This window comes from Paenibacillus algorifonticola, from assembly GCF_050481745.1.
Lineage (GTDB): Bacteria > Bacillota > Bacilli > Paenibacillales > Paenibacillaceae > Pristimantibacillus > Pristimantibacillus algorifonticola_A.
Map to the genome: position 1 here is coordinate 46,828 of NZ_JBCNGR010000015.1, position 25,237 is coordinate 72,064.

Annotated in this window: 21 protein-coding genes; 2 read left to right on the forward strand and 19 right to left on the reverse strand. The window is 52.3% G+C overall.

Annotation, left to right across the window (positions count from 1 at the left end; translation table 11 throughout):
• Nucleotides 1–89: 89 nt before the first annotated feature.
• The 7 genes from pyrH to ABEW34_RS14865 all read right to left on the reverse strand — a co-directional run bounded on the left by pyrH (nt 90) and on the right by ABEW34_RS14865 (nt 6,708).
• Entirely contained in the window at nt 90–833 is a 744-nt protein-coding gene (pyrH, locus tag ABEW34_RS14835; RefSeq protein ID WP_056033930.1) for a UMP kinase, read from the reverse strand.
• Between the two features lie 525 nt (nt 834–1,358).
• Nucleotides 1,359–2,105 (reverse strand): SDR family NAD(P)-dependent oxidoreductase, encoded by a 747-nt coding sequence (locus ABEW34_RS14840; RefSeq protein WP_430159978.1) that lies wholly within the window; start codon nt 2,103–2,105, stop codon nt 1,359–1,361.
• Nucleotides 2,106–2,194: 89 nt separating this feature from the next.
• Nucleotides 2,195–3,589 carry a threonine synthase gene (gene thrC / locus ABEW34_RS14845; protein ID WP_430159979.1) on the reverse strand — a complete coding sequence of 465 codons (1,395 nt, stop codon included), beginning with the start codon at nt 3,587–3,589 and terminating at the stop codon, nt 2,195–2,197.
• 127 nt (nt 3,590–3,716) lie between these two features.
• Nucleotides 3,717–5,027 carry a glycosyltransferase gene (locus tag ABEW34_RS14850; protein ID WP_430159980.1) on the reverse strand — a complete coding sequence of 437 codons (1,311 nt, stop codon included), beginning with the start codon at nt 5,025–5,027 and terminating at the stop codon, nt 3,717–3,719.
• 246 nt (nt 5,028–5,273) lie between these two features.
• Nucleotides 5,274–5,681 (reverse strand): ArsR/SmtB family transcription factor, encoded by a 408-nt coding sequence (locus ABEW34_RS14855; RefSeq protein WP_430159981.1) that lies wholly within the window; start codon nt 5,679–5,681, stop codon nt 5,274–5,276.
• A complete protein-coding gene (locus tag ABEW34_RS14860) occupies nt 5,665–6,093 on the reverse strand; it encodes an SRPBCC family protein (protein ID WP_430159982.1) in 429 nt (142 codons plus the stop codon). The genes ABEW34_RS14855 and ABEW34_RS14860 overlap by 17 nt, the downstream gene beginning before the upstream one ends.
• A gap of 231 nt (nt 6,094–6,324) precedes the next feature.
• Complete coding sequence (locus ABEW34_RS14865; RefSeq protein WP_430159983.1) at nt 6,325–6,708, reverse strand: hypothetical protein; 384 nt, start codon at nt 6,706–6,708, stop codon at nt 6,325–6,327.
• Between the two features lie 246 nt (nt 6,709–6,954).
• Between ABEW34_RS14865 and ABEW34_RS14870 the strand changes: the two genes are divergently transcribed.
• Both ABEW34_RS14870 and ABEW34_RS14875 read left to right on the forward strand, forming a co-directional pair.
• Nucleotides 6,955–7,209, forward strand: coding sequence for a GlsB/YeaQ/YmgE family stress response membrane protein (locus tag ABEW34_RS14870; protein ID WP_430159984.1), 255 nt, complete (start codon nt 6,955–6,957; stop codon nt 7,207–7,209).
• Nucleotides 7,210–7,616: 407 nt separating this feature from the next.
• Nucleotides 7,617–7,985 (forward strand): helix-turn-helix domain-containing protein, encoded by a 369-nt coding sequence (locus ABEW34_RS14875; RefSeq protein ID WP_056033790.1) that lies wholly within the window; start codon nt 7,617–7,619, stop codon nt 7,983–7,985.
• A 10-nt stretch (nt 7,986–7,995) separates the two neighbouring features.
• Here the strand turns inward: ABEW34_RS14875 and ABEW34_RS14880 are convergent, their stop codons facing one another.
• From ABEW34_RS14880 to ABEW34_RS14935, 12 genes are all read right to left on the reverse strand, one after another.
• The gene (locus ABEW34_RS14880; RefSeq protein ID WP_430159985.1) at nt 7,996–9,078 is read right to left on the reverse strand and encodes a hypothetical protein; all 1,083 of its coding nucleotides are present in this window, start codon (nt 9,076–9,078) and stop codon (nt 7,996–7,998) included.
• 132 nt (nt 9,079–9,210) lie between these two features.
• The gene (locus ABEW34_RS14885; RefSeq protein WP_430159986.1) at nt 9,211–11,340 is read right to left on the reverse strand and encodes an S-layer homology domain-containing protein; all 2,130 of its coding nucleotides are present in this window, start codon (nt 11,338–11,340) and stop codon (nt 9,211–9,213) included.
• Between the two features lie 389 nt (nt 11,341–11,729).
• Nucleotides 11,730–13,061 carry a UDP-glucose dehydrogenase family protein gene (locus ABEW34_RS14890; RefSeq protein WP_430159987.1) on the reverse strand — a complete coding sequence of 444 codons (1,332 nt, stop codon included), beginning with the start codon at nt 13,059–13,061 and terminating at the stop codon, nt 11,730–11,732.
• A 53-nt stretch (nt 13,062–13,114) separates the two neighbouring features.
• Entirely contained in the window at nt 13,115–14,869 is a 1,755-nt protein-coding gene (locus ABEW34_RS14895) for a phospho-sugar mutase (RefSeq protein ID WP_430159988.1), read from the reverse strand.
• A 13-nt stretch (nt 14,870–14,882) separates the two neighbouring features.
• Nucleotides 14,883–16,316, reverse strand: coding sequence for a sugar phosphate nucleotidyltransferase (locus tag ABEW34_RS14900; RefSeq protein WP_430159989.1), 1,434 nt, complete (start codon nt 16,314–16,316; stop codon nt 14,883–14,885).
• Between the two features lie 362 nt (nt 16,317–16,678).
• A complete protein-coding gene (locus tag ABEW34_RS14905; RefSeq protein WP_430159990.1) occupies nt 16,679–17,668 on the reverse strand; it encodes a glycosyltransferase in 990 nt (329 codons plus the stop codon).
• A 13-nt stretch (nt 17,669–17,681) separates the two neighbouring features.
• On the reverse strand, nt 17,682–19,004 hold the full coding sequence (locus ABEW34_RS14910) for an oligosaccharide flippase family protein (RefSeq protein ID WP_430159991.1): 1,323 nt from the start codon (nt 19,002–19,004) through the stop codon (nt 17,682–17,684).
• Between the two features lies 1 nt (nt 19,005).
• Nucleotides 19,006–20,343, reverse strand: coding sequence for a UDP-N-acetylglucosamine 1-carboxyvinyltransferase (locus tag ABEW34_RS14915; protein WP_430159992.1), 1,338 nt, complete (start codon nt 20,341–20,343; stop codon nt 19,006–19,008).
• A gap of 28 nt (nt 20,344–20,371) precedes the next feature.
• A complete protein-coding gene (murB, locus tag ABEW34_RS14920; protein ID WP_430159993.1) occupies nt 20,372–21,247 on the reverse strand; it encodes a UDP-N-acetylmuramate dehydrogenase in 876 nt (291 codons plus the stop codon).
• Between the two features lie 35 nt (nt 21,248–21,282).
• Nucleotides 21,283–22,584, reverse strand: a complete 1,302-nt coding sequence (locus tag ABEW34_RS14925; RefSeq protein WP_430159994.1) for a glycosyltransferase — start codon at nt 22,582–22,584, stop codon at nt 21,283–21,285.
• Nucleotides 22,577–23,734, reverse strand: coding sequence for a glycosyltransferase (locus ABEW34_RS14930; RefSeq protein WP_430159995.1), 1,158 nt, complete (start codon nt 23,732–23,734; stop codon nt 22,577–22,579). The genes ABEW34_RS14925 and ABEW34_RS14930 overlap by 8 nt, the downstream gene beginning before the upstream one ends.
• Nucleotides 23,734–25,233, reverse strand: a complete 1,500-nt coding sequence (locus ABEW34_RS14935) for an O-antigen ligase family protein (protein WP_430159996.1) — start codon at nt 25,231–25,233, stop codon at nt 23,734–23,736. Before ABEW34_RS14935 ends, ABEW34_RS14930 begins: the two co-directional genes overlap by 1 nt.
• Nucleotides 25,234–25,237 lie beyond the last annotated feature (4 nt).

The window sequence follows — 25,237 nt, forward strand, 5'->3', positions numbered from 1 at the left end:
GCATTCCCAATTGGAAGGTTGCAGCTTGTCGGCTGTTTAGCTATTTAGCTATTCATTCCTTGGGGATGAAGATGAGGGCGATGTAAAGCTCAGGCATCCATCTCCAGCACAGAGCTGTTGCTGATCAGCGTTCCAACATGGCTGCCATGGCAAATCGCCTTCATCGAGCCCGGCTGGTCGAAATTAAACACATGAATCGGCAGGTTGTAGTCCCGTGCCAAAATAAATGCCGACTGGTCCATTACCTTAAGCTGCTGGTCCAGCACATCATTGTAATGCAGCGATTTGAATTTTCGTGCACCCTTGTGCAGCTTGGGATCGGCGTCAAGCACGCCGTCTACACCCTGCTTGGCGACCAGCAGGGCATCGCACCCTACCTCGATCGCCCGCTGCACCGATGGATAATCCGTCGTCACATACGGCTGTCCGTTGCCGCCCGCAAAAATGACGATATACCCCTTCTCCAAATGATGCACCGCCCGCAAACGGATATAAGGCTCGGCAACGCTGCTGACAGGCAGCGCCGTCATAACGCGCACTTCCTTCTTTGTTCTGGCTTTCAGCACGCCTCTGAGCATAAGGCTGTTAATCACGGTCGCCAGCGTACCGATATTGTCCGCCTCTGCCCGTTCAATGCCCCAGCTTTCGCCCATATTGCCGCGAAAAATATTGCCGCCGCCAATAACGAGCGACACCTCAACACCCATTTTCACAACGGACAGCACTTCTCTTGCGATATGCTCCAGCTTTTCGGGTTCAAAGCCAAACTCGCTTCCACCCGCAACCGCTCCACCGCTCAGCTTAATCAGCACTCTCTTATACTTGTTGTTCATCATTGATCATGCACCTCCAGTTAGATTAACGTTCACAAGAAGCAGAACATTGGGGACTGAGCCATTTAACGCGCGACTCAAGGTGAAACGGCTGTCACCGTCCTCTGGCAGCGCGGCGCGTTTCAGTCCGAGAAATATAAGCGAAGTATAAAGAGAAAACTTATACTTTCTTATATTTCAAGCAAAAACGACTTCGTCGTCCCTCCGGGACGTGCGGAGAGCTTTGCCTTAGAATTCTAAGCGGATATAAGGATGAAACTTATAAGGTCTTATATTTTGAAAAAAGGCATAAAAAAACACCAAAGCATCAAATGCCTTGGTGTTTCACAGGAATGGGAACAGAAACGTGCTTCGGACTGGACAGGCAAACCCGGCTGCGCCATTGCCTCGGTTGCCTCGGCTTTCGTTCCATATCCCCATCTCCTTCCTTTATTCCTGCTTGATTTTGTCTTATTCTACGCCCACGCTAGGCAAGTTGCAATAGTAGTTTAGACTTAGGGCTTGCGATGCTGATACGAAATGGCGCTACTCCTCGTAAATCATTTTTCGCGTCATGCCGCCATCGACGACGAGATTAATGCCGTTAACGAAATCATTGCCCGGATCGGTCAAATAAAAACAGGCTTTTGCGATGTCCTCTGGCTTGCCGACCCGCATAGATGGATGCTGGCTGTGATCCTCTGGCCGCAGCGCTTCATAATCGCCAGTTTCGATCCAGCCGGGGCTGATTGCATTCACGCGAATGTGGTCAGGACCAAAAGAAACTGCCAGTGCATGCGTCAGCGCCACAATGCCGCCCTTGGAAGCCGCGTATGCCTCTGTATTCGGCTCAGACATTAGGGCACGGGTCGAGGCCATATTGACAATGGCTCCTCCTCCGTTGCCACGCATCAGCTTAGCGGCTTCCCTTGCGCACATAAAAGTGCCGCGCAAATTCGTATGAAGCAGCGCATCCCATTCTTCAACCGCCAGGTCGTAAGGCGACTTCCACACCGCATAACCCGCGTTGTTAATCAGCACATCCAGGCCGCCGTAGGCCTCACTTATAAAAGCGAACATCGCTTCAATTTCCGCTGGGTGAGCCAAATCAATGGTATAGGCGGCAGCTTTGCCACCCTGCTCTTGTATACGAAGCGCCGCCTTCTTGGCTCCTTCGCTGTCGCGGTCTGCCGCAATAACGAACGCTCCCCGCCCCGCATAGGCTTCGGCAACCGCTAGGCCTATACCTCGTGCGGCGCCGGTTACCAGCACTATTTTTCCACTATAGTCCATTGAGCAGCTGCCTCCTCTGTTTCCCTTCCTTATACAAACAGCCGATCAGATAGGCTCTGATCGGCTGCTCCCCGCCTTTTATGCGCGAATTATGCATTATAAAATTTCAACAGCTCGCTGACAATCGCTTCTTGCGTTCCTTCTACGCGAGTCTGACGCTGCGTTTTCTCAAACAAGGACGAAATTTGCTCAGGGAATGCCTGTTCAATGCCGCAAAGGCGAATCGCCTCGTCGAACTTGGCTGGATGCGCTGTAGCCAGCGAAATCGTTACATCGCCGCTTTCTGCACATTGATCAGCTGCCGCCACGCCGCAAGCGGAGTGAGGGTCAAGCAAATAATCGCTTTCGGCGTTGTATTTGCTGATCGTATCGAGACATTCCTGACCGCCAACGCCATGAGCGCCGAATTCGGCCTGCACCCGCTGCAAATCGTCTCCAGAAATAACGAGCTTGCCTTCCTTGCGGAACTGGTTCATCAGCTCTGTAATCAGCTGCGAATTTTCACCCAGCACATAATATAAATAACGCTCGAAGTTGCTTGCCACTTGAATGTCCATCGAAGGGCTGTACGTGCTGCGGAAATCTCCCGGCATATACACGCCTTCCTTGATGAAACGCTCCAAAATGTTGTTTTCGTTCGTTGCCAATATCAGCTTGTTCACCGGAAGGCCCATACGCTTCGCAAGATAACCCGCGAAAATATCGCCAAAGTTGCCAGTCGGCACGCTGAAATTCACTTCCTGCACATCCTGCTGCTTCGCAACCTGGAAGTAAGCATAGAAATAATAAACCGTCTGCGCCAAAATGCGCACAAAGTTAATGGAGTTAATTGCACAAAGATGGTTCGCGGACTTAAACTCCAAATCAGCGAACAAATCTTTTATGATGCGCTGGCAGTCGTCAAAATTGCCATCGACCGACAGGTTCAAGACGTTGTCGTCCGGCACTGTCGTCATTTGCAGCTCCTGCACCTTGCTGACCTTGCCATGCGGATGCAAAATACAAATTTTGATGCCTTCTTTGCCACGTACGCCTTGAATCGCCGATGCGCCCGTATCGCCGGATGTCGCGCCAAGAATATGGATCGTCTTGTTCTGCTTGCGGGATACATACGTATATAATTCGCCCATAAATTGCAGCGCAATGTCCTTAAATGCAAAGGTTGGGCCGTGGAACAGCTCCAGCAAATACAGGTTGTCCTTCAAGCGACGAACAGGCGTTACGTCTGGATCGCGGAATGTTCCATAGCTGGCATTCACCATCGCCCGCAAATCTTCCGCCGGAATTTCATCATTCGTGAAATAACCGAAAATCTCCAGCACCAGCTCCTGATAAGACAGGTTCTGCCACGCCTTAAGCTTTTCAGCTGAAAAAACAGGAATTTCACTCGGAACGAGCAAGCCTCCGTCATCTGCAAGTCCCATTAGAAAAGCGTCGATAAATCCGATTTTGCCAACATTTCCTCTTGTGCTAATATACTCCACCGGGTAATCCCTCCGACATTCTTTTGTAACATCATATCATCGTTTCCGGTTAAAATCGAATGGATTATTGAAATATGGCCTGTATTTCATCGCCGAAATGCCCGCTCCGCGCTGCGCGATTTGCCTGTTATTTCCGTGCGGACGATACAATTAGCTCATACAGCTGCGACAAGGTGTCGCGGCGCTCCTCCTGCTCCATCCGCTTAATGAATGCGGCGCGGTTCTGGTAGACGTCTTCAATCGCCGCCAGCAGCGTTTCCGACGTAACCTTCTCCTCATGGAGCACCTCGCAAAAGCCAGAAGACTTAAACGAATCTGCGTTAAGCAGCTGGTCGCCCCTACTTTGTGCTTTCGTAAGCGGAATGAGCAGCATCGGCTTGCGCAAATGCAGAAACTCAAATATAGCGTTAGAGCCCGCGCGGGAAAGCACCATATCGCTCATCGCCAGCACATCGGGAAGCTGCTCATTAATGTATTCGTACTGCTTGTAATCCGCCGTCTCAAGGGCAGGCTCAACCTGTCCTTTGCCGCATAAATGCACGATGCTGAATTTGCGGGTCAGTTCGCTAAGCGCGCTGCGCACCGCCTTATTAATCGCCCGCGACCCCAGGCTGCCGCCCATAATGAGCAGGACGGGCTTCGCTCCGCCTGTTTCTGCGCGCGATGCCACCTTTTCGTCTGCTGCTGACGCTGCTGATACTTTCGCTGTTTCTGCGGCAGACTCTTCTGCTCTCACGCTTTTTCCCGAAATGTTCACGACCAGCTTGGCAGGGTTAGCCGAATAGGCGGCGCTTTCCTTTGACGCCTGCCCTTGCGGCGTCTTGCTTAGCGTCTGTGAGCTGCCTGCTGCTCCTGAGGCTGCTGCATCAATTGCTTCGGAGGCAGGCAGCAGACCGCAATAGGCTCTGCCTCGCGAGGCAACCCCCTTCCCCAGCTCATCGCGGATGACTGCGCCAACGTAATGCGCCTTGCCTGACGGCAAATGCTGCGCCGTCTCGGGAAAAGTCGTGCACACGCCCGTCGCGAAAGGGATCGCAATGCGATTCGCCAGTCCCGGGGTCAGATCCGATTCATGAATAAGCACCGGCACCCGATTAAGCCACGCGCCCAGCACAACCGGAACGGAAACGAAGCCGCCCTTGGAAAAAATCACGTTCGGCTTCTCCCGCTGAATGAGCCGATAAGCTTGAAAAACCCCTTTAATGACCTTGAAAGGGTCCTTCACATTTTGCCAGTCCAAATAGCGCCGAAGCTTGCCTGTCGCTATACCATGATATGTAAGCTGCTCCAGCGGAGCAGTAAGTTGCTTCTCAATGCCGTTTTCCGATCCAATATAATGGATCTGCCAGTCGGCTTCCGCGAAACGGGGAATCAGCGCCAAGTTAACGGTCACATGGCCTGCCGTGCCTCCACCTGTAAACATAATTTTCCTGCCCATTGTCCATAACCTCCGGTTCCTTGCTTCCCATGCACTTCCTTGCTCTTTATATGTATGACGAAAAATCAGGAAATTGTCAACTCATCTATCGTTTGTACATATCCCCAGAGACCAAAAGACGGAAGCATCAGGCTATTGGAGTGGCTATTGGAGCATTTTTAAGGAGGTTCAGTCAAGCTTGGTTAGACTGGCTCCGTTGAAGCCGGATCCAGCAGCCAGGGCAGCCAGACGAGCAGAACTTTTGCTTCAGTCCCGCTTCGCAGCTGGCGCTTTCACGACTGCTGGAGCCGGAAAAGCATCCGCTCCCTCCCCCTGGCCATCCTCCTCTACGCAACGCTTAAGCGCACCCAGCTTATTTTCCCAATAAAGCTCATAGAAGGCGATCCATCGCTTTAGCTGCTGCAAGGGCTCCACATCTAGCCGGTAGCGGGTTTCCCGGCCAACCTTGCGCTCTTTGACCAATCCTGCCTCGGCCAAAACTCGCAAATGCTTTGATACCGCAGTCCGGCTCATCTCATAATGGCTGCTGATGACCGTGACTGGCATCTCCTCATCTACAAGCAGCCGAAGCAGGCTGCGGCGGGTAGGATCGGCAATCGCTTGGAACACCTCAGCCTTCGGCTCCGCCGCCTCGCTGCTATTGTGCCTCGACATACGAAGCCAGCCTTTGCGAAATGCCCGTCCAGCCCTTGTCCATATTGCCGCGCACGATTTCATGCGGCTGTCCAAACTCCGTCACCGTATCCGCATTCCAGCCACTGTGAATGAGCGTAAACTCCGTGTCTTCTCCTACTGCCTTTAACTCGAAGGAGAGCGTCCAGTCCTTGCCCCAATTGAAGGAGAGACGATTCGGCGGATCGATGACCGTCACCTTGCAGGGAGACTTTCCGAACGCGCCAGCTTCCAGCTGAAACTCATAACCTTCCTCCGGCTGAAAATCATTGGGCATAAACCATGCGGCGATGCCCTCCGACGTCGCAACTGCCTTCCACACTTTGTCTATTGGTGCTTTAAGCACCAGCGTCTGCCGGATATCCGGCAGCGTATTTGCCGCTTCGCTGCTCATTATTAATCGTCTCCTCATATAATCGCTTTATCATCTAAGTCCTTGCGGACACCAGATCCGTTATATACGCAAAATCATACATTTCCGTATTCTGTCGGACACCAGCGCGCTTATTTGTGCTTTTCAACCTCATTTTACGGCTCTGCCGGGCAAATAACGGCGCTCCTGTCCGCTGCCCTAAATAAGTTCGCTTTCTATCACAAATAGCGGATTCTGTGTCCGTGAGGACAGTTATTTCTTCTTTACTTTGTCCGTATGGCGAAATCGCAGTGCTGACCACACCTCGTCCACAGCGGCATTGCTCACAGGCCTATATGGTGTAAGCTCCATGACTAGCGCCGCCAAGCTGTCGCGGTTTATATCTGCCCCTGCCTTCGCGCTCTGCTTAGGATACGTGATCCAGAATACTGCGTCTTCTTCAAGCTGCGGCAAAATGATCGGCAGCTGTTCCCTCACCTGCGCAGCATGATGAACAAAAAGCTGGGCAAAGCCATATGGGCCTGCACCACTCGTATTGTCCGCAATTCCAGGCGCATAGCCCTCCGGGGCATTCCATACCTTCGCAGCCTGTCCCTCTTTATAACGCAGCTTTTTCAGCAGCCCCTCATCCGCCATCCCGCTTCCTCCTTCAAGTCATGTCTATACATACGAAACCTTTTGGTTTCATTTCGGATTATACGAAACCTTTTGGTTTCATGTCAATAGACTAGGCTCCGATTAGTTTAACCAAAACCTTCCTGAATGATTTGTGATTAGCGACGCGTAATTATGGTTACATAGATAACATAAGATACTACAACAGCTGACACAAGCTACACATTGGTGAACAGCAAAAACACAAAGAGAAAGGCAGTGATCAATATGGGTTTTTTATGGACGTTAATTATAGGAGGCATTATCGGTTGGCTCGCAGGAATGATTGTAGGACGTGATGTTCCCGGAGGGATCATTGGAAATATTATTGCAGGCTTTATCGGCGCATGGCTCGGAGGCTTGATCTTCGGCAAGCTTGGTCCGGTCATCGGCGGCTTCTATTTCATTCCAGCTTTAATTGGCGCAGTCGTGCTTGTGTTCATTCTCAGCCTGATCTTGGCTGGACGAAGAAGGCGAGCATAATCGTTTCCCACCAATATTTTTTGAATAAATAAATGTAGAATAACGAAACAACCTGACGCCAGAAGGCATAATGTCAGGTTGTTTCGTTTTTCAGGCTATTTTTTTCGCAAGCATTAAACGACCATTAGCGACAAAAAGCCGTGTCGAAAATCGAATATCGTGTCATAATTTGTAATAATATATACTTTATTTTTCACTATGCTCAAAAAATATATTTATTCAAGAAATTGTTCAAATTACAAGACTTGTGTTGCTGCTCTGAGGTTGTTAATCTAGACATAGGCCTAAATGATCAGCCGTTGAAAAATCTAGCCTTTCACGCCTTTCGGCACTGCTGGCATCGGTTGTAATTGGTTTTTAATATCTGTAAAATGTTTGTAGTTACCGAAGGTTAATAGGAGGTCCTCATGTTTGCTAAACGCCTTAAACAACTCAGAAAAAAAAGAAAATACTCCATGCAGCAACTAGCGGATACCGTAGGCGTGGCTAAGAGTACCTATGCAGGCTATGAATCCGGCTATCGGCAGCCTACTTTGGAGACCATTCAAAGCATTGCGAAGAAATTGAATACGACATCCGATTATTTGCTAGGATTAACGGACTATCCTGATCAACAGGAACCGAGCAACAACGCCAAGGAGTTTTTCAATCATGAGCAGCTTCATTGGGACGGCGTTCCGCTGGAGCAGGAGGATTTAGAGCTTGTCCGGATGCTGCTTGAACGCGTTGTGCGCGACCGCACTTCATCCGGCGACCCTTCGCAAAATCCTTCCTAGTCGGTGACCCTTATCCGCTTGCTTGAACAGCGTTCAGTTTGTTGATGGCGCTGCTGCGAATTTCCGCTTTAATGGATTGATATTCCTGCGTCCACGTTGATTTTTTAGCAAAGGCTATGCCAGCTTCCTTATATTCTGTTTCAGCCTTGTTAATTAATGCTTGGTATTGTTTATCGCAAGAAGCCTCTGCAGCAGCAATTTTCCCCAGCAGCTCCCCTTGCAACGCCTTTTCATCCAGTTCCGAGCTTTTGTTTATCGCCGCAACAACCTGTGTCATTAGCTGATTGGCATTGCTGACGCATTTTCCTTTTAATGCCGAAAGCTGTGACTCATATTTGCTGTTCAGAGATTTGGTCTTGCTTTGAGTATCCTTCGTCTGGCTTGCTGTCTTGTTGTCCGTAGCCGTATTCGCTTTCCCGCCTGACGGCTTGCCTGGCTCATCCGTTGTTGCAGTTCCGTCCGTCTTGCCAGCCGAGCCTGCCTGGGAGGATGCCGTCTCTTGACCGTTCGCCTCTGCAGCTTGCTTGCCCTCTTCTTCCTCCTTGGCCTGCTTCGCTTTTTCCAAAATCGCCTTGCGCTTTGCATCGTCCTTCTCGCCAACCGCTTCAATCGGATAGTTCGTATCCACAATCGCCAAATACTTGCCATATTGCTTCGTAATGGAGCGCAGGGCGTCAATTTCCTCCGTCGTCAGCTTTGCCAGCAGCAAATCGCGTATGGCTTGCTTTTCCTCCGTCGTCAGCTCCTCATCCGATTGCCCCAGCAAAATATACATTTCGCGGAATGAAAGCCCGGAGTTTAGCAAAATAGCAGCCACATCCAGCGCGTCATCGCTTTTGATGGTCTTGCCTGCGATCTGCTCCGCTTTGCCAACCGCACTATCCAGTGAAGACGGCAGCTCCGCCTGATTGCCCGCCCCTTCAGAGGCTGGCGCCATGCCATCCTGCCCAGCCACTAAAGCGGCACGCCGCTGCTGGATATCCTCCAAGCTGATCGAGCTGATTTTCCAATAGAAGAAACCGACCGTACCGATAAGCAGAACAGTGATCGTTGCAACGGTTATTAAAATCGTCTTCCAAATGCGTTTTTTCATCCTGTATCCATCCTCTCTTACGCGAAAAGAGCCGGACAAAGGTGCGATCACCTTTATCCGGCATTTGGGCCATCATGCTGCAGGTTAAAACTAGGGTTATAGCTTGAGCTATAGATTGAGCTATAGATTGAGCTATAGATTGATCAAACGATACAGCATGACCGCTGCTTCGGCGCGAGTCGTATTGGCATTGACCGGAAAGCTGCCCTGCTCCAGTGGAAGCAAGCTGTTCGCCGCCGCAAAGGCAACGCCCGCCTTCAACGATGGATGAAGGTTGTCCGCATCTTTCACTTCGGCAAGTGCGGCTTTTACGTCGGAAGGCTCTTCTAGTCCCTTGGACAGCTTCGCCGCCCTTGCAATCATCGTCGCCATTTCAGCATGTGTAATGGTCGCCTCCGGCTCGAAGCGATTGCCGCTTCGGCCTTGTACAAGGCCCTTCTCCACGGCTGCGCCGACATATGACGCATACCACTGGGTTATAGGCACGTCTTTGAACGTGCTGGTTGTGGAATCATTTTTAAAATCGAGCGACCGAATGAGCATTTTGGCAAATTCCGCCCGCGTCACCAATTTGCCCGGATCAAAGCGCGAATCCTCCACACCGTCAATAATGCCTTTGGCTGCTATCGCCTCAATTTCCTTGCCTGCCCATGCATATACGCTGTCCAGATCTTGGAAGGATGAGGGGGCAGGGTTTACAAGGGCCGCCGCTTGATCGACCGGATAAACAATCGAAACCTCCGTTTCAAGCGTATCCTCCAGCACCGCTTCTGTTACAGCATCTGTCGCAGCTTCGGCAACAGCCTGACCGACGTCCGGATTTACAAGATTGGGCGCTTCAACAGGCAAAATCCCCTCCTGCGCTCCCGCTGTTGATGTCGAGCCGCTCAAATATTCGCTGAAATTGAAATATGGCGTATTCACAATGTATTGGTCAATGCTGCTGCCCGTTTCCAGCTTAGCGAAGCTTTCGCCGAGCACCTTCCATACCGCTTCGCGGCGAGTCAAATAGTTTTGCATCGCTTCAACCGGCGGCTTGAAAATGATATAGCCCTTGTCCACCGTAATATATGGTGTAACATCGAATGTGTTTTCCTGCTTCCAGGTCGTCTGCAGCAGTTCTACCGCCTGGCCTAGCAGCACTTGCTGCTGCTCAGACGTCGACTGCGACCACTGCGCAATGATCGTATTCATTTCCTTGCGGTAATCGGCTAGAAGGTCGTCCTCCGGCACCTCAGGCTCTTCCTTGCCAAGCGTCACTTCCTTCTCGAACAGCACTTTGCCGAGCAGGCTTGCCCGCAGCGTCGCCTTCGCGGAAACGACCGAGCCTGGTATCGTCACCACGCCTGACTGCGCAACCTTTACATCTTTGCTGCCCGCCGTTTTGGACCAGGTCAGCAATTCCTTTGGAACCTCACGACCAAAAATCGAGAGCTTGTACGTATGCTTTCGGCCCTCATGGTCGATTTGCACCGTCTCCTTCGCACCCGATCGCATATAAGCAATCATCATGGAGCGGATGGCTGGAACTTCCTTTTTAAGCTGCTTGCGGAAATTGGTGACGGTATCTACCATGTCTTTTTTCGTAATGTCCAGCTTGACCAATACAGCACTCACTTTGTAGGTCGAGGTATCGGAAAGAATCGTTTCCAGCGCATCGCCAAGCAGCTTCGTCTGCTCGCTCTCGCTCGCCATTAGCATCAGCAGCTCGGCATTGCTTTTCTCCGAAACGAGCGAAGTCGTTTTTTGCTCCAACGCATTCATAAACTGCATGGCGTCATCGACTGTGAGATGATTTTGCCTCGCGAGTGCTGCTACTGCCTGCAAAGCGCCGCTGTAGGCCGGGTTTTTGCGAATCGCCTCCAAATTATCAAAAGAAGGATCATATTGCAGGCTTCCCGCCGCCACCATAAAGTCGAAAAGCGGCTGCTGAACAGAAGGATCTATTTTGCCGGACAGCTTATTCCATATCGGTGCAATCAAATCGCCATTGGCTTCAAAGCTGAGCGTTGCGATTTCGTCCCGCAGGTCTCTGACCTCCTGCACGTCAGCCGGATCGCCCATTTGCAAATACTGATGCAGCTCCAGCAGGCGCTTGACAAACTCACTGCTGTAAAAGGATTCCGCCGCACCCGCATGCACGGTCTGGACAAAGCCGAGCTTCTCCAGCACGCCCCGCTCGCTGAGCGGCAATCCGGACAGCGCCGTACCCGCAACCGCTGCCGCCAGGGCAGCGGATACGATTTTTTTCGTAAACCTCATTACATCCTCACCTCTTCTTTCGATGATTGAAAGCCTGGTTAGAAGGCTGTTGAAAAGGAGCTGCGCTGCGTGGAAGGTTTGGTTTCCGACCGTTATTGCCCCCTGATTTCCTTGAATTAATCCGCTTAAGCGGTCGAAATATAGGGCAAAGCACATGCTTACGAAGCTGCTTTCCTTCGGAAAGCTTTAACTCAAACCTCCCACTCCGCTTGCCTTTTCAAAAATCCTTCTAGCATTTTTTTCTTAGACATTAGGAAAAGCAGCGGTGAACACTGCGTATCACCTATTCGAAACCGTTCAAACCCGTTTAATACCGTTCAAACCTATTTAAAACCGTTTAAATCTGTTGAGCTCGCTTGTTTTTCATCAAGCAAATTCAACTAATCTGCCTAAATTAATTCATGTATCGCAATGTCTTCGATGTTCATCATAGGTCTGCCCACCGGATAATAGGCGAACAGCGTGCCTTCCAGCTGTTCCTTGCTGATCGCATTGCGGCCGTCAATGAGAATGGGGCTCGCCATAACGCGCTCTACTTCCTTGAGATTGAGCTTCGTGTAGTCCTCCCACTCCGTGAGCAGGCAGACAGCGTCGCATTGCTTCGCCGCATCAAGCGCAGAATCGCACCATTCAATAGAAGGATGGTTCAGCAGGGAACGGAAATTTTCGACCGCAATCGGGTCCGTTACGCGTGGAATCGCGCCAAGCGCAAGCAGCGATTCAATAATTTCAATCGCGGGCGCTTCTCTCACATCATCGGTTTCCGGCTTAAACGCGAGGCCCCAGATGGCAACGCGTCTGCCATGCATGCTGCCTAGCGCCCGCTTGAGCTTGTCAATGACGCCGTAGCGCTGATGCTGATTGACCTCTACGACCGACTTGAGCAGCTTGAAGTCGTATTCGACATTACCAGCAATTTGAATTAATGCCTTCGTATCCTTCGGGAAGCAGGAGCCGCCATAGCCAATGCCAGCGCGCAGGAAGGAGGAACCAATCCGGCGGTCGAGTCCCATGCCGTGAGCTACCTCCGTCACGTCCGCGCCTACTTTTTCACAAATGTTGGCAATTTCATTGATGAACGATATTTTTGTAGCTAGAAACGCATTGGAGGCGTATTTGATCATCTCGGCGCTGCGAATATCCGTCATAATCAGCTGGTCGGTAAACGGCTTGTGCAGGCTTGTCAGCACCTCTGATGCACGCGTGCTCTCCGAGCCGATAACGATGCGGTCTGGATTCAAAGTATCCTTGACGGCCGAGCCTTCGCGCAGAAACTCAGGAACAGAGGCGATATCGAACGGGTAATCGCTGATCGCTGCCACAATGCCGCGAACGCGTTCGTTCGTGCCTACCGGCACTGTGCTTTTCACAACAACAACCTTATAGCCGTTGAGCGCATAGCCGATTTCACGTGCTACCAGCTCGACAAACCGCATATCCGCCTCGCCATTTGGCAGCGGCGGCGTGCCTACCGCAATAATGACAACATCCGCCAGGACCATCGCTTCAGTCAAATCATCGGTGAAGGAGAGGCGTCCTGCCGCCGTATTGCTATCGGCCAGTTCCTTGAGACCCGGCTCATAAATCGGAATTTCACCGCTGCGCAGGCGCTCGATTTTGCTTACATCCTTATCGACACAGATGACATGATTGCCTTTCTCCGCATAACATACGCCCGATACCAACCCCACATATCCCGTTCCTATCACTGTTACGTTCATCAAGCTCCAGCTCCTATCGTTTTATTTGAAATGTTCTATTTAGAAAGCTTCTATTATAAAATCGTCTCCACATCGTAGAGCAGCGCCGTACGAATAGCTGCCAGTCTGCGCCTGCAGCGCACCTCGCTCCACTCCTTCGCACCGTAATAAAGCCGCAGCGACGTGCCTGCCCCTGTAGGCTGAAGCGCACACCAAGCTCCATCCTCGAAAACATATTTGATCACATTTGCCCCCAGCTCCTGATTCGCAGCTTCCTTGCTGAAGCCGAGCGCTCGCACACCGTGCTCCTCAGAATCGTAAATGCTGCGAATCCGCAGCGAGGAAAGCTTCTCCGGCACTTCTCCCCGCAGCTTTCGCATCACATTACGCAGCCGCTGCGAGCCTTCAAGGCCAGGAAAGGACAGGCTGACCTGACCCTCCAAATAAAAGCCATATGCCTCATAAAGCTTGTGCAGCTGATCCCAAAGTGTCAGGCCGCGGCTTTTATAAAAAGTCGCCATCTCTGTTGTGAGCAGCAGTGTCTGCATCGCATCCTTATCTCTGACGAACGCCTGCGGCAAGCAGCCGCCCGTCTCATCAAAGGCGAAGAAATACTTTCTCGCCCCAAGCTGCTCCTCTTCCGCTATGCGAGCGGCAATATGGCGGAAGCCCGGCGGCGTCTCTACGATGTGAAGACCGTAGCGCCTTGCTATCGCTGTGCTAAGCTCCGTCGTTAGCAGCGACTTGTAGAAGGCTGCCGGGTAAATCGGCTCATTGGCCCGCTTCTGCGTGCAAAGATATTCAAGCAGCAGGCTGCCCAACTGGTTCGCAGACAGCAGGCGGAACTCCCCGCTTTTGTCCCTTGCCATTGCACCAAGCTGCTGCGATTCGGGATCGGTCGCCATAATCAGATCCGTCTGCCTCCGCTCCGCCAGCATCAGCGCCCGCCCGTAAGAATCGGGATGGTTAGGGTCTGGCTCCTCAATGGTCGGGAAAAGCGGGTCTGGCTGAAACTGCTCCGGTACGCTCTCCACATCGCGATAGCCCATTTGCTTCAGCAGCGCAAGCAGCGTCTGCCCCCCGCTGCCATGCAGTGGCGTATAAATAACGCGCAGCCGCGAGCGCCCAGCTCGAAAGTCAGTCGGGCGAACGATAATGTCCGCTAGCTTGCTGTGGTAAGCCTTGTCCACCTCTGTACCGATGAGTACAAGCAGCCTTTGCCGCACCGCCTCCTCCGCATCCATCAGTGGAATGGCAACCTCCTCCTCGATGCCCACCATGCGCCTTGCTACGAGCTGGTTGTATTCCGGCGCCATAACAGCGCCATCTGAGCTGAACAGCTTGACGCCGTTGTAATCATAAGGATAATGGCCGGCTGTAATCATCAGCCCGGCTGCCGCATGCAGAAAACGGACAGCGAAGGAAAGCTCAGGCGTAGGACGGGCCTGCTCAAAAAGATAGACCTTCACTCTGTTTTTGGCCAGAACGAGCGCTGCCTGTTCCGCGAACACCCGCGATAAAATTCGGCTGTCAAAAGCAATCGCAACACCGCGCTGCTTCGCTTCCTCGCCGCCGCTGCGAATTTCCCCAGCAAGCGCCAGCGCAATGCGGCGCACCGTGTAGATGTTCATCCGGTTCGTTCCTGCTCCTACCTTCTCCCGCACGCCTTCTGGCCCTAGGTGAAGATGCTTGTAGAAGCGATCGGTCAAATCGCCTGCTCCAAGCTCTCCGAGCTCTTTTCGAAGGTAAAAGGGCAGCTCTGCATCCTTCCAGCGCTCGTATCTCCGATCAATCGCATAATCCAGCTGCTCTGCAATAGCATTCATCATCCTGTTAGCTCCTTCAAATCATGCAATATTGCATAATGTCATTCCAATCCGCTTCCAGCCTGACGCTCTCCTCTTCTACAAGCTGCGTCCCTCTCATCACCTCGATCATTTCCATCGGTGTAAGGGCAAGCAGGCAGTGTCTGCTGCCCAGAGGGATATTAATTATGTCGCCAGCCTTTATGGTCCGCAGCTGGTCATCGAGCATCATTTCGCCTTCGCCGGACAAAATCGTCCACACCTCGCAGCGATTGTTATGATAGTGATAGCTGAAGTTTTTCCCTCTATCGAGGCAGACGCGCTTCGTCATGACCTCGCTGCCGTCCGGATATTTCAAATAATCCAGCACGATGTAGTAGCCCCATCTGCGTTCCTCATACATCGGGCGCTTGTCGCGATTTTTCAGCACTTCTTTAATGCGTGGGCTGGACGCTTTGTCGGAAACGAGAATGCCGTCGGGGCTTGCAGCGACAATGGCATTTTTAATGCCCAAAATCGTAATCGGAATGCCGAGCTCGTTAATGACATGCGTATCCGTTGCAAGCTCTGTCGTAATATGGTCGCCAAGCTCCGACGTTCCCATTTCTTCTGTTAGCGTGTTCCAGGTGCCAAGGTCTTTCCAACAGCCGTCAAAAGGAAGCACAGCGACCTGCTTGGCCCGCTCAACGACCTCGTAATCGAAGCTTGTTTTCACCAGCGTGCTGTATTGATTGACGAGTTCATCGTATTGAATGGGTAGCCGCCTCTCGATCAGCAGATTAATCAAATAGCCGAGCTTGAAGGCGAACACGCCACAGTTCCACAGCGCTCCGCGCTGCATTAGCTCAGATGCCGCATCCTCGCGCGGCTTTTCAGTGAAGTGCCGAACAAGCCTGTACGAGCGGGCGTTGCCTGTTTCTGCGTCATTCACTTCCGCTTCCGTGACGTCGCCTGCTGCATTAATAATCAGCTTAGGCTCGTCAGTCTCCGGTACGATGTAGCCGTATTTTTCCGATGGGAAGGTCGGCTTAACGCCCATCAGCGCCATATCGCAGCCAGAATCGCGAATGACCTGCTCAAGCTCGCTTATTTTATGGAAGAAGGCATCCTCCACATAGGGGTCAACCGGGAGAATCGTCACGACCTCATCCAGGCTGACTCCGGCAACGGAGTACAAATAAACCGCCGATAACGCGATAGCCGGGAACGTGTCCCGCCGCTCCGGCTCAATAATGAGCGGCACCGACAAGCCGGCATGCACGCGAATCATTTCCTCCTGCGCCTTGCCTGCGGCGATGTAGGATGAGCGTTGCAGGCCCGTCTCGCCAAGCTGGCGCCATACCCGCTCGACCATCGATTCCTTTAGCCCGCCGGGCCCATCCAGAATACGCAAAAATTGCTTCGACCTTGCATCATTAGATAGCGGCCACAGCCGTTTACCTGAACCGCCGGATAAAAGAATCAGCTTCATTGGTTTTGCTCCTCCTTTTGCATCTAAAACTGTGGTGAAATCAAGGCTGCGCTGCACAAGCGTAAACGGCTTTCCGTCCTCTGGCAGTAATGCTAACGTTTCGCGGTGAAATATAAGCCAAGTATAAAGAGAATACTTATACTTTCTTATATTTTGAAAAGCTTGGCTTCCGATCGCCGTTACCCTTGAATTTCTTTGAATCGCCTATATAGGCGGAAATTCAAGGGTAAAAGCATATGCTTACGATGCTGCTTTCCTACGGAAAGCTTTAAGCGAGCGCTGTCGCTTCGCAAGGCCTAGCTTTTCATTCCGCTCCGCTTTTTCACCACGCTTCAAAATACTTCAATATAGCAGCACTTGCTTTACGCCGCTTTCTCTACCTTTTTCTTCACCTGACGCAGCAAAAGCAGCATCGACAGCATTGCTTTTTTGCCACCCTCGAAACGGGTCAGCACAGCCAGCAGCCCCGATAACACGCTGCCTCTGGCTGTCCAGCTCTGCTCCAGACTGAGCTGAACGAGCCGCTTCGCCTTATCCATGTCCCGCTCATTTACAATGGCGGAAACGCCGAGATTAAACAGCTTGAGCGCGAGGCGCTTCGATCTTTTCAGGAAAAATAGGGCATGCACGCCGTAACGGTCAATCAGGTCGCGCCCTTCGCGAATGCGAAGCTCAGCGCACTGTCTGCCCAGCTCGGCAAGATATTGCTGAACCATCATTTTTTCAACGGAGCCGCTTACGCCGTCAGGCAGCGTGTACCTGCGATACAGCAGCTTCTCGACGAGCGCAAACTCCGTGACAAGCCCCATTCGCAGCCACAAATCATAATCCTGCGTGAACTTGAACAGCTCGCGGTAGCCGCCCGCCTGCTCGTAAGCATCGCGGCGGAACATAACCTCGCCGTGGGTGTAGAAGTTATTTTGCAGCAGCTGATCGATGCCCCTTACGCCCTGCTTATACTTGTTATAAATCGTCGTTGTGTTCGTCACCTTGTTGACGTTCTCGACGATGCAGCCTACGACGCCAACATCCGGCCTGCTTTGCAGCACCTTTACCTGCTCCTCAATACGCTCCGGGAACGATATATCGCCAGAGCCATGAATGGCTACGACTTCGCCCTTGCTCTGCTTCACCGCTTCAATGACCGAACGGGTGAAGCCGCGATTGCTGTGGCTGATCAGCCGAATGCGCGGATCTTCAAAAGCTTCCAGCGCCTGCAGCGTGCCGTCCGTCGAGCCGTCATCGACCAAAATAATTTCCGTATTCGCATACGTCTGGTCAAGCAGGCTTTGAATCGACTCCTTCACTTGATTGACCCGGTTGTAATATACCGTGATGATCGATACCAGCATGTCCTCACCTCCGTTATCCTTGGCCCTTTAGCGGCTTTCGCAGCTTCATGAAACGAACGCCGATTGAGCCGATTTTACTTTTGATTTGCGCCCAGTCCTCTTTGTTCAAAATTAAAAGCCTGGACAAGCTAATGGATTCGCGCCGTGCGTAAAAAATAATAAAAGCGACGCCCGCATACATGTAGCTGATGCTGGACGATATCGATGCCCCTACCGCGCCGTATTTGGGAACGAGAATGAAATTGAGCACGACGTTCATAATGAGCGCAATAACCGATACCCGGAGCGAGAACAGCGGCGCGCCTCTGCCCGACAGGTCGGAATGGATCAGCTTGAACAGCACCATCGCGATGATGCCCGGCAGCAAGTAGCGAATAACCTGCCCCGATTCGGCAAAATCCGCGCCATACAGCAGGCGGATAAACAGCGGCGACATGAACCAGAAGAAGACGCCGAATACGAGAAGCACAGGCATAATGACGCGTATGAGCTTCGCCGTCCGTTCGACCGCCGCCTGACTGCTGCTTGAGCTTGCGCTGCGGGAAAATAAAATGAGTCCAATAGCAGCTGGCAGCTGCCAGATCAGCTCGGCGAGATTCGTGCCAACCGAATAGATGCCGACCTCGATGACATTCGTGAACCGTTCCAAAATAATGACGTCCACCCGGTAATTAAGCTGAATAATGAACAGCGCAAGCGCAAAAGAGAAGCCCTGCCGCATCATCTGCTGCGGAATAGGGTGAATATATTTAAACTTGAATTTCACTTCGCCCAGCAGCAGCTTCATGGAGTAGCCTAACGTGAACGCCGCCATCAGCAGTTGTGTCAGCGCTGCTCCTAGAACGCCCATGCCAAGCGCCCAGACGAGAATGAGCAAAATGATGAAATTAAGCGCCGTCTTAATGATTTCGACCTTATTAATGCTGCCAATATTGCCTTTGCCCTGCATAATGCCGCGTAAATATTGAATCGCCAGATTGACGGGCACCGTCAGCGTACAAATGACCAGCAGTTCCCAGCTGTACTCTCCTCCATACTGGAGCAGCAATATGCCCATAACGACAGCCACGCTGAGCGAGGAGGAGATTAACCACATAAATAATAAGGTCGATACAATATCGTTATAGTTAAATAATTTTTTACCGATGAGATAAGCAGCCGCCTGCCGGATGCCAAGATCGGCGATTGTCACAACGAGCGTAGGGATGACGAGTATGGCCGTTATCATCCCCTTGCCTTCGGGACCCAGCAGCCTTGCTGTCAATACCGAAACGATAAAAGCTCCGAATAATACAAGCAGCCGGGTGCCGATCGTCGTTAAAATCTGAAACAGCATGCTAGTGGTTCACCTTCATGATCTGCGCGCCCAGCGCTGTGAAAATTTCAGTGAAGTTGCCGTAGCCCCGCTCCAGCTGGTACAAATTCGTAATCCGGCTTGTCCCAACAGCCGCCAGCGCAGCAACCGCAACCGCCGCTCCGCCGCGAATATCGGTGGCAACCAGATCGGTGCCATACAGCTCATCTACGCCATGAATGACAGCTGTCTGTCCCGCTGCCCCATTGACGCAAAGGAAGCCGCCATCCTTCACCTCGATGTTCGCGCCCAGCTTGTTCAGCTCGTAGCAGTAGGAGAAGCGTCCGTCGAGAATCGTCTCCCTCAGCTCGCTCGTGCCGCTTGCATTCATCATCAATACGGTATGCAGCGGTTGAATATCGGTATGGAAGCCCGGATAAGCAGCTGTCGTGACGTTCACCGCTTCCAGCGGACGATTCCATTCCACATATATGCCATTATCGATTTCTTCTATTTTCAGGCCCGCCTGCCGCCATACGGCTACTTCGGACTCCAGGATGCGGGTCGTTGCATTGCGAATCGTTGCCGAGCCCTTCGTTGCACCAACTGCCGAAATAATCGTTGAAGCGATAATGCGGTCGCTCATGACCGTAAAGTCGGCGCGGTGCAGCCGCTCTACGCCCGTAATTTGCAGGCTGTTCGAAGACAGCCATTCAATATTAGCCCCCATATCGTTCAGCAGCTTGATGACATCCAGCACCTCGGGATTACGGGCCGCGTTATGCAGCTCAACAACCGCATTCGAACGAACGGAAGCGAACAGCACGTTCAGCGTACCGCCAAAGGTTGGATACGGGAACGTAATGATCGTCCGCTCCTTCGGCTGGCTCTCGCGCAAGTGAAGCCCCAGCTCGCTCTCCTCCATCGCGAAGCCAAGCTCCTGCAGCGCACTGACATGCATGTCATGCTTGCGGCTGCCAATGTTGCAGCCGCCCGGCAGCGGCAGGAACAGCGAGCTGCGCCAGTGCGCCGCCGCTCCAAGCAGCAGCAGGGAGTGGCGGATTTTGCCCGCCAGCTCGGCATTCAGCGTGCCGCCCATCCACGCGCTGCCCTTGCAGTGAAGCTCGTCGCCTTTAATCTCAACGTGTGCACCGGAGTCGTTCAACAGCTTGATGAGCTTCGCTACATCATTCAGCTCAAGCGGCACATTATGCAGCACGACCTCCTCATCGGAGAGGCAGGCGGCCACAATAGCGGGCAGCGCCGAGTTTTTGGCACCGGGAAGCGACACTTCACCTGAAAGGGGATAACCTCCCTCAATTAATAAATAAGGCTCCGAAATCCTTTTTGTGCCGAGCGCCCTTGAATGAGCTTGTACCATATGCGTTCTCTCCCTTTTGTTTTTTTATTTATACGAACAGCACTTCTGGCTCCATAAGGATGCCGAGCTGCTTGGCTACTGTCGTCTGCATCAGCTCAATGAGCCGCTTTACGTCGCTGGCTGTTGCACTGCCTTGATTAATGATCCAGTTCGCGTGCACCGTACTAATCTGTGCGCCGCCAATAACAAATCCTTTCAGTCCGACCTCTTCGATCAGTCTGCCGGGATGCGGACCTTCGGGTGGGCTTTTGAAGGTGCTGCCCACCGTTTTGACATTGATGGGGAACTTGCCCTTGCGGATGTCCGCCGCCCGCTTCGTTGCTTCCATCACCTGCGCTGAATCAGTTGCAGGTTCAGCCCGGAAGCGCGCGCTCACAATAATGTGGCGCCGATCCAAAAACCAGCTCCGGCGGAAGGAAAACTGCAGCTCCTCGGCGCTGCTCGTAATCACCTCGCCCGTGTCGCTGACATGCGTGACACTGCTGACGACATCGCCGATTTCCTTGCCGATGCAGCCAGCATTCATAACGAGCCCGCCGCCTACGCTGCCGGGAATGCCTGCCATAAAATCGAATCCGGCGATGCCTTCATTCGCCATGGAATACGCCAGCCTTGGCAGCGCTACACCCGCTTCTGCGTACAGCTCGCCGCCTTGAAGGCCATATTCCTTCAATCCTTTGCCGACATGCATGACGACGCCGTCAAAGCCCTCGTCGCCTACAAGCACATTCGAGCCATTGCCGATAATGAGCAGCTTCCAGCCGAAACGCTCGCAAATCGCCGTTACAAAACGAATGTCCTCCACGCTTTTCGGAATGACGTAATAACGGCAAGGGCCGCCAACGCTCATCGTCGTAATGCGGCTTAGTGGAACATTCGCTTCGTGCACAATATGTTCGAACAAGCTCCTCCACTCCTCTATCCTCGTCTTTTTCGCTTCTAAGCTTTGCTGCCCACGCTGCGAGCGGACTTGCTAGTTTTGCTGCTTCTTTGTGAAGCGGCTGTGTCCAGCGCCGCTGCTCCTGGCAGATTCGCTGCCCGCAGCGCCTCTGGTGCGCCTGCACCCTTGATATGCGCATCCACGACGGCAAGCATCGTATCAATACGCGACTCCCAGTCATGCTTTTTCGCTTCGGCAACACGATCCAGGATTAACTGCTCGTAATTGTCTAGCAGCCCCTCATTCAACGCCAGCCCCAGCTGTTTGTCGAAGGCATCAGCATCTGCGGCAACATAGCAGTAGGAATAATAATCCCTGACCGCTGGCAGCGGCGTCATGACAACCGGCTTGCCTGCTGATAAATATTCAAAAAATTTCATCGGAAACATATTCGTCGTGTATTCGTTAATAACGTTCGGCAGCAGGCAGGCATCGAAGCCTTTCAAATAACCCGGCAGCTGGCTGTACGGCTTCGGCCCGATCAAATGAATATTCGGCGTCTGGCCAAGCCGATCTGCATCGGTCCATGGGTCGCCCTCCCCCACCTGCCCAATGAACACAAAATGCACATGAGGGTTGCGGGACGCGACCGTTTCGATTAAGGCCAAATCCAGCTTGTAGCCACTTATAGCACCAATGAAGCCGACCTTTGGGCCCTTCATCCGCGAAAGCTCCGCAGGAATGGCCGTGTCTGGCGACAACGCCTTGTTAAAATGATTGAATTCCGCTACATTCGGGCTGTAATAAGTGCTTTCGTTAATCGCCTTGCGCGTCTCATACAGATTGGGTGCGGTAGCAAAAACGACATCGACATCCTCCACCAGCCGCGCTTCCTGCTCCTTAATAATTTGCTCGGGCATGCCGGGCTGCGCGGAAATTTCATCTACGCAGTGGTAAACTGACAGCTGCTCGTCCATATTCAGCAGCGGCTGCGTCAGCGGATTGTATGTCCACAGCACGTAATCCTCCATCCCAAGCTTCCGGGCAAAATGCTTCACACACTGCCGGACAATAAAAAAGTTCAGCCTCCGAACGAAGCTGAACCGCTGATATGGGATGACGACTGGCGACCATACCCATAGATTTGTTTTTTTGTGCTGCAGCCCGCTAAAAAATTGACTGAGCCGCTTTATAATGCGCTTCATATCCTTGCCATTGCTTGACGGCTTGCGAAGGCCAAGCGAATTCAGATACAGCACCTGATGTCCGCGGCCCGCGAGCCTGTCGGCAATATGCTGCTTATTCGTCCAGAAGGGGTTATCCCAATCGGCGGTTGACACAATAATAAATGGCTTAGACATGCTGCTTCTCTCCAATATATTGTTTATAGAGCTGCTCCAGCTTCTCCGTCTGCAAGCGCAGATCGAACTGCTGCTCAACAAAGGCGCGGCCATTTTGTCCAATGGCTGCGCGCAGCGGCTGGCTGGTTGCGAGCATATCGAGCTTTTCCTCCAGCTGGGTGGCGCTGCGCTCCTCTACCAAATAGCCGGTTTTGCCATTTTGCACCGCATCCTTTATACCTCCGCTGCTGGTGGCAACAACAGGTAGACCCGTTCCGGAAGCTTCCAAAATAACCATGCCGAGCCCTTCCTGATCGCCATCCTTCGCCGTTACGCTCGGCAAACAGAAAATATCCGAATCGCTTAGCCGCTGCAGCACCTCATGGTGAGGAATGCTGCCGAGGAACGTTATTCGCCCGCTTCCGGCTCCCGATGCAGCAAGCTCTGTCAGCTCCTGCTTCAGCGGTCCGTCTCCGGCAATAACGAGGCGCACATGCTTGCGCCGGGCTGCCAATCGGTGGAACGCCTCAATTAAATAGGCGATGCCCTTCTTCTCGGTCAGTCGGCCGACGGTCATAATCGTAATCGCGCTACGATCCGGTGCTTCCCGATAAAAAACTTTATTCAAATCAATACCGATATAATGGATTTTGATTTTTTGCTCAGGCACGCCATGCGCCATCAGCTTCTGCTTAATATGGTTTGAAACGGCAAGGAACAGCGTTGTGTCCCGTACAAGCCGCTTAAACTTCATATAGTAGACGAGCCAGGAAAGCGGCCCAGGCATCAGCTTCGGCAGCCGTGTAATATCGTACCCGTGAAACGTAGCGAACAGCGGAATGCCGCGCTCCTTGCAGACGGGAACCGCATACACCGCATCTACCCCGAAGTGGGCATGCACTAGCTCAATCTCGCGCTGCTCAACGATCCGGTTAATATGGCGCGTGGAGGTAACGGTCAGCGTGTATAACAGCTTCGTCAGCTTCTTCTGAAGCGACGATCCTGCTGCGCCCACAATCGTGTTGATGCTCCATTGATTAGGGAATTTATCGCGATTCGCGACCTCCCGGGTAATGACCTCCACCTGCACATTCCGATATTGATTCAGCTGCTCATAAATAAACGTTTCCGATGCAGGCAAAAAGGTATTTCTCAGTACGCCAATCCTCATTATTTCCCTCCAACTTCTGCCATCTGCGGCATCAAAGCCCGCTCCTGAATCGCTTGCCCATCGCCGCTCCCCGCCTGATTCCCGCTCTGGCTTCTGATAGCGATGCTGCTTCGCGCTTCATCGCTATCCTCACGCTGCTCGTACAAGATAAGCCCCGCAAGAAAGAAAAACACGGAAGCAACCCGCAGATCATGCAGGAAAAAATTATCAAACATCCCTTGCACGATAACGAATAGCGCTGCTCCTACTACACAGCTGTCGAGTGCCGAGCTCGTGCGATAATAACGGCGAATGCCGCGCCACAAAATGCCGAAAAGCAGCAAAATGAGGGCAATCAGTCCGAACAAGCCGCTCCAAGTCCACATAATGACAAACAAATTATGCGGCGGATATTTGCTGCTGAAGCCGACTGTCGCTGCGTAGAAAGGAAAAATTCGCTCCCAGCCGCCATAGCCAAGTCCCAGCAGCGGATGCTCGGCAAAGTTTTGAAAGGTAAACTTCCAAATATAAGCCCGGGGATCGCCTTCGATCGCATCGGCATTCAGCCTGCTCGTCAAATTCGTGATAATGTCGCCCGTAACGACAAAAGGAATGATCGCTGCGGGTATGACGAGCATCAGCGACAGCTTAAACAGCTTTTGCACGCGGAACCGGATGCACACATAAGCCAGCACCACAATGCCAAGCGCGAGCACGCCAGCTCGTGATTGTGTCGCCAGCATTGCGCCTAAATAAATAAAGCAGATGCCGAGCTGCAGCAGACCGCCCTTGCGAAGCAGCAGCGACAGCGCAATACAAAGCATCATCCCGAAAAAAACCGAAGCCACATTCGTATTAACGAACAAGGTTCCCGCTTTAAAGGGGTCCAATATATTAGCTTTAATATCTACATTAATTAAAGCCGCCAGCGTATTCGGCTCAATCAGGAAGCTCGCGATCCTCGACCTTAAAAATTGCAGCTCCTGGTCAGGCGCAATAATAAAATAAATGTTCAGCAAGCCAATCGGCAAATACACATGCTGAATACCGCGCAGCGTCTGCTCAACGGATAGGCCGCGAGCCCGGTAATAGTAGCCCGCAAGCAAGGCGAGCAGACCTATGATAGAATAGGCAATCAGCTTAAAGCCGAGCACCCGGTCCGGGGCATAAATAATGCCCACCGCCATCGCGATAAGCAGGGCGGCATAATATTTAACAAGCCGTTGTGTGCGAAAATAATGCATCAGCTTTCCTTGCGACGCCGAGCGCAGCAGAAGCATAACGAGCACGAGACTCGACAGCGTCACCGAAACCGCAAGCGGCAAATACAACTGGTAGGCCAGCAGCGCCGGGATGACGACATAATAAATGGCGTCTTTCCTAATCGCGACATAAGCGAGCGCTCCAGCAGCAACGAACAGCAGCACGTAAATATGCTGCACGGAAGCGAGGCATATAACGCCAAGTGACAGCAGCATTGCGGCATAAAGCGCCAGCTTGTTCGGCAAACGGCCAAGCATCGAG

Coding starts and splice junctions, on each gene's coding strand:
- ABEW34_RS14860 (WP_430159982.1), bottom strand. CDS start 6,093: ATGAGCAGCGAAGCGGCAAATACGCTGCCGGATATCCGGCAGACGCTG.
- ABEW34_RS14895 (WP_430159988.1), bottom strand. CDS start 14,869: ATGATGAATGCTATTGCAGAGCAGCTGGATTATGCGATTGATCGGAGA.
- ABEW34_RS14925 (WP_430159994.1), bottom strand. CDS start 22,584: ATGTCTAAGCCATTTATTATTGTGTCAACCGCCGATTGGGATAACCCC.
- ABEW34_RS14875 (WP_056033790.1), top strand. CDS start 7,617: ATGTTTGCTAAACGCCTTAAACAACTCAGAAAAAAAAGAAAATACTCC.
- ABEW34_RS14890 (WP_430159987.1), bottom strand. CDS start 13,061: ATGAACGTAACAGTGATAGGAACGGGATATGTGGGGTTGGTATCGGGC.
- ABEW34_RS14865 (WP_430159983.1), bottom strand. CDS start 6,708: ATGGCGGATGAGGGGCTGCTGAAAAAGCTGCGTTATAAAGAGGGACAG.
- pyrH (WP_056033930.1), bottom strand. CDS start 833: ATGAACAACAAGTATAAGAGAGTGCTGATTAAGCTGAGCGGTGGAGCG.
- ABEW34_RS14935 (WP_430159996.1), bottom strand. CDS start 25,233: ATGCTTGGCCGTTTGCCGAACAAGCTGGCGCTTTATGCCGCAATGCTG.
- ABEW34_RS14880 (WP_430159985.1), bottom strand. CDS start 9,078: ATGAAAAAACGCATTTGGAAGACGATTTTAATAACCGTTGCAACGATC.
- ABEW34_RS14840 (WP_430159978.1), bottom strand. CDS start 2,105: ATGGACTATAGTGGAAAAATAGTGCTGGTAACCGGCGCCGCACGAGGT.
- ABEW34_RS14905 (WP_430159990.1), bottom strand. CDS start 17,668: ATGCTGGTATCGATCATCACGGTATATTACAACCGGGTCAATCAAGTG.
- ABEW34_RS14930 (WP_430159995.1), bottom strand. CDS start 23,734: ATGAGGATTGGCGTACTGAGAAATACCTTTTTGCCTGCATCGGAAACG.
- ABEW34_RS14870 (WP_430159984.1), top strand. CDS start 6,955: ATGGGTTTTTTATGGACGTTAATTATAGGAGGCATTATCGGTTGGCTC.
- ABEW34_RS14900 (WP_430159989.1), bottom strand. CDS start 16,316: ATGAAGCTGATTCTTTTATCCGGCGGTTCAGGTAAACGGCTGTGGCCG.
- ABEW34_RS14855 (WP_430159981.1), bottom strand. CDS start 5,681: ATGTCGAGGCACAATAGCAGCGAGGCGGCGGAGCCGAAGGCTGAGGTG.
- ABEW34_RS14850 (WP_430159980.1), bottom strand. CDS start 5,027: ATGGGCAGGAAAATTATGTTTACAGGTGGAGGCACGGCAGGCCATGTG.
- ABEW34_RS14915 (WP_430159992.1), bottom strand. CDS start 20,343: ATGGTACAAGCTCATTCAAGGGCGCTCGGCACAAAAAGGATTTCGGAG.
- ABEW34_RS14910 (WP_430159991.1), bottom strand. CDS start 19,004: ATGCTGTTTCAGATTTTAACGACGATCGGCACCCGGCTGCTTGTATTA.
- ABEW34_RS14885 (WP_430159986.1), bottom strand. CDS start 11,340: ATGAGGTTTACGAAAAAAATCGTATCCGCTGCCCTGGCGGCAGCGGTT.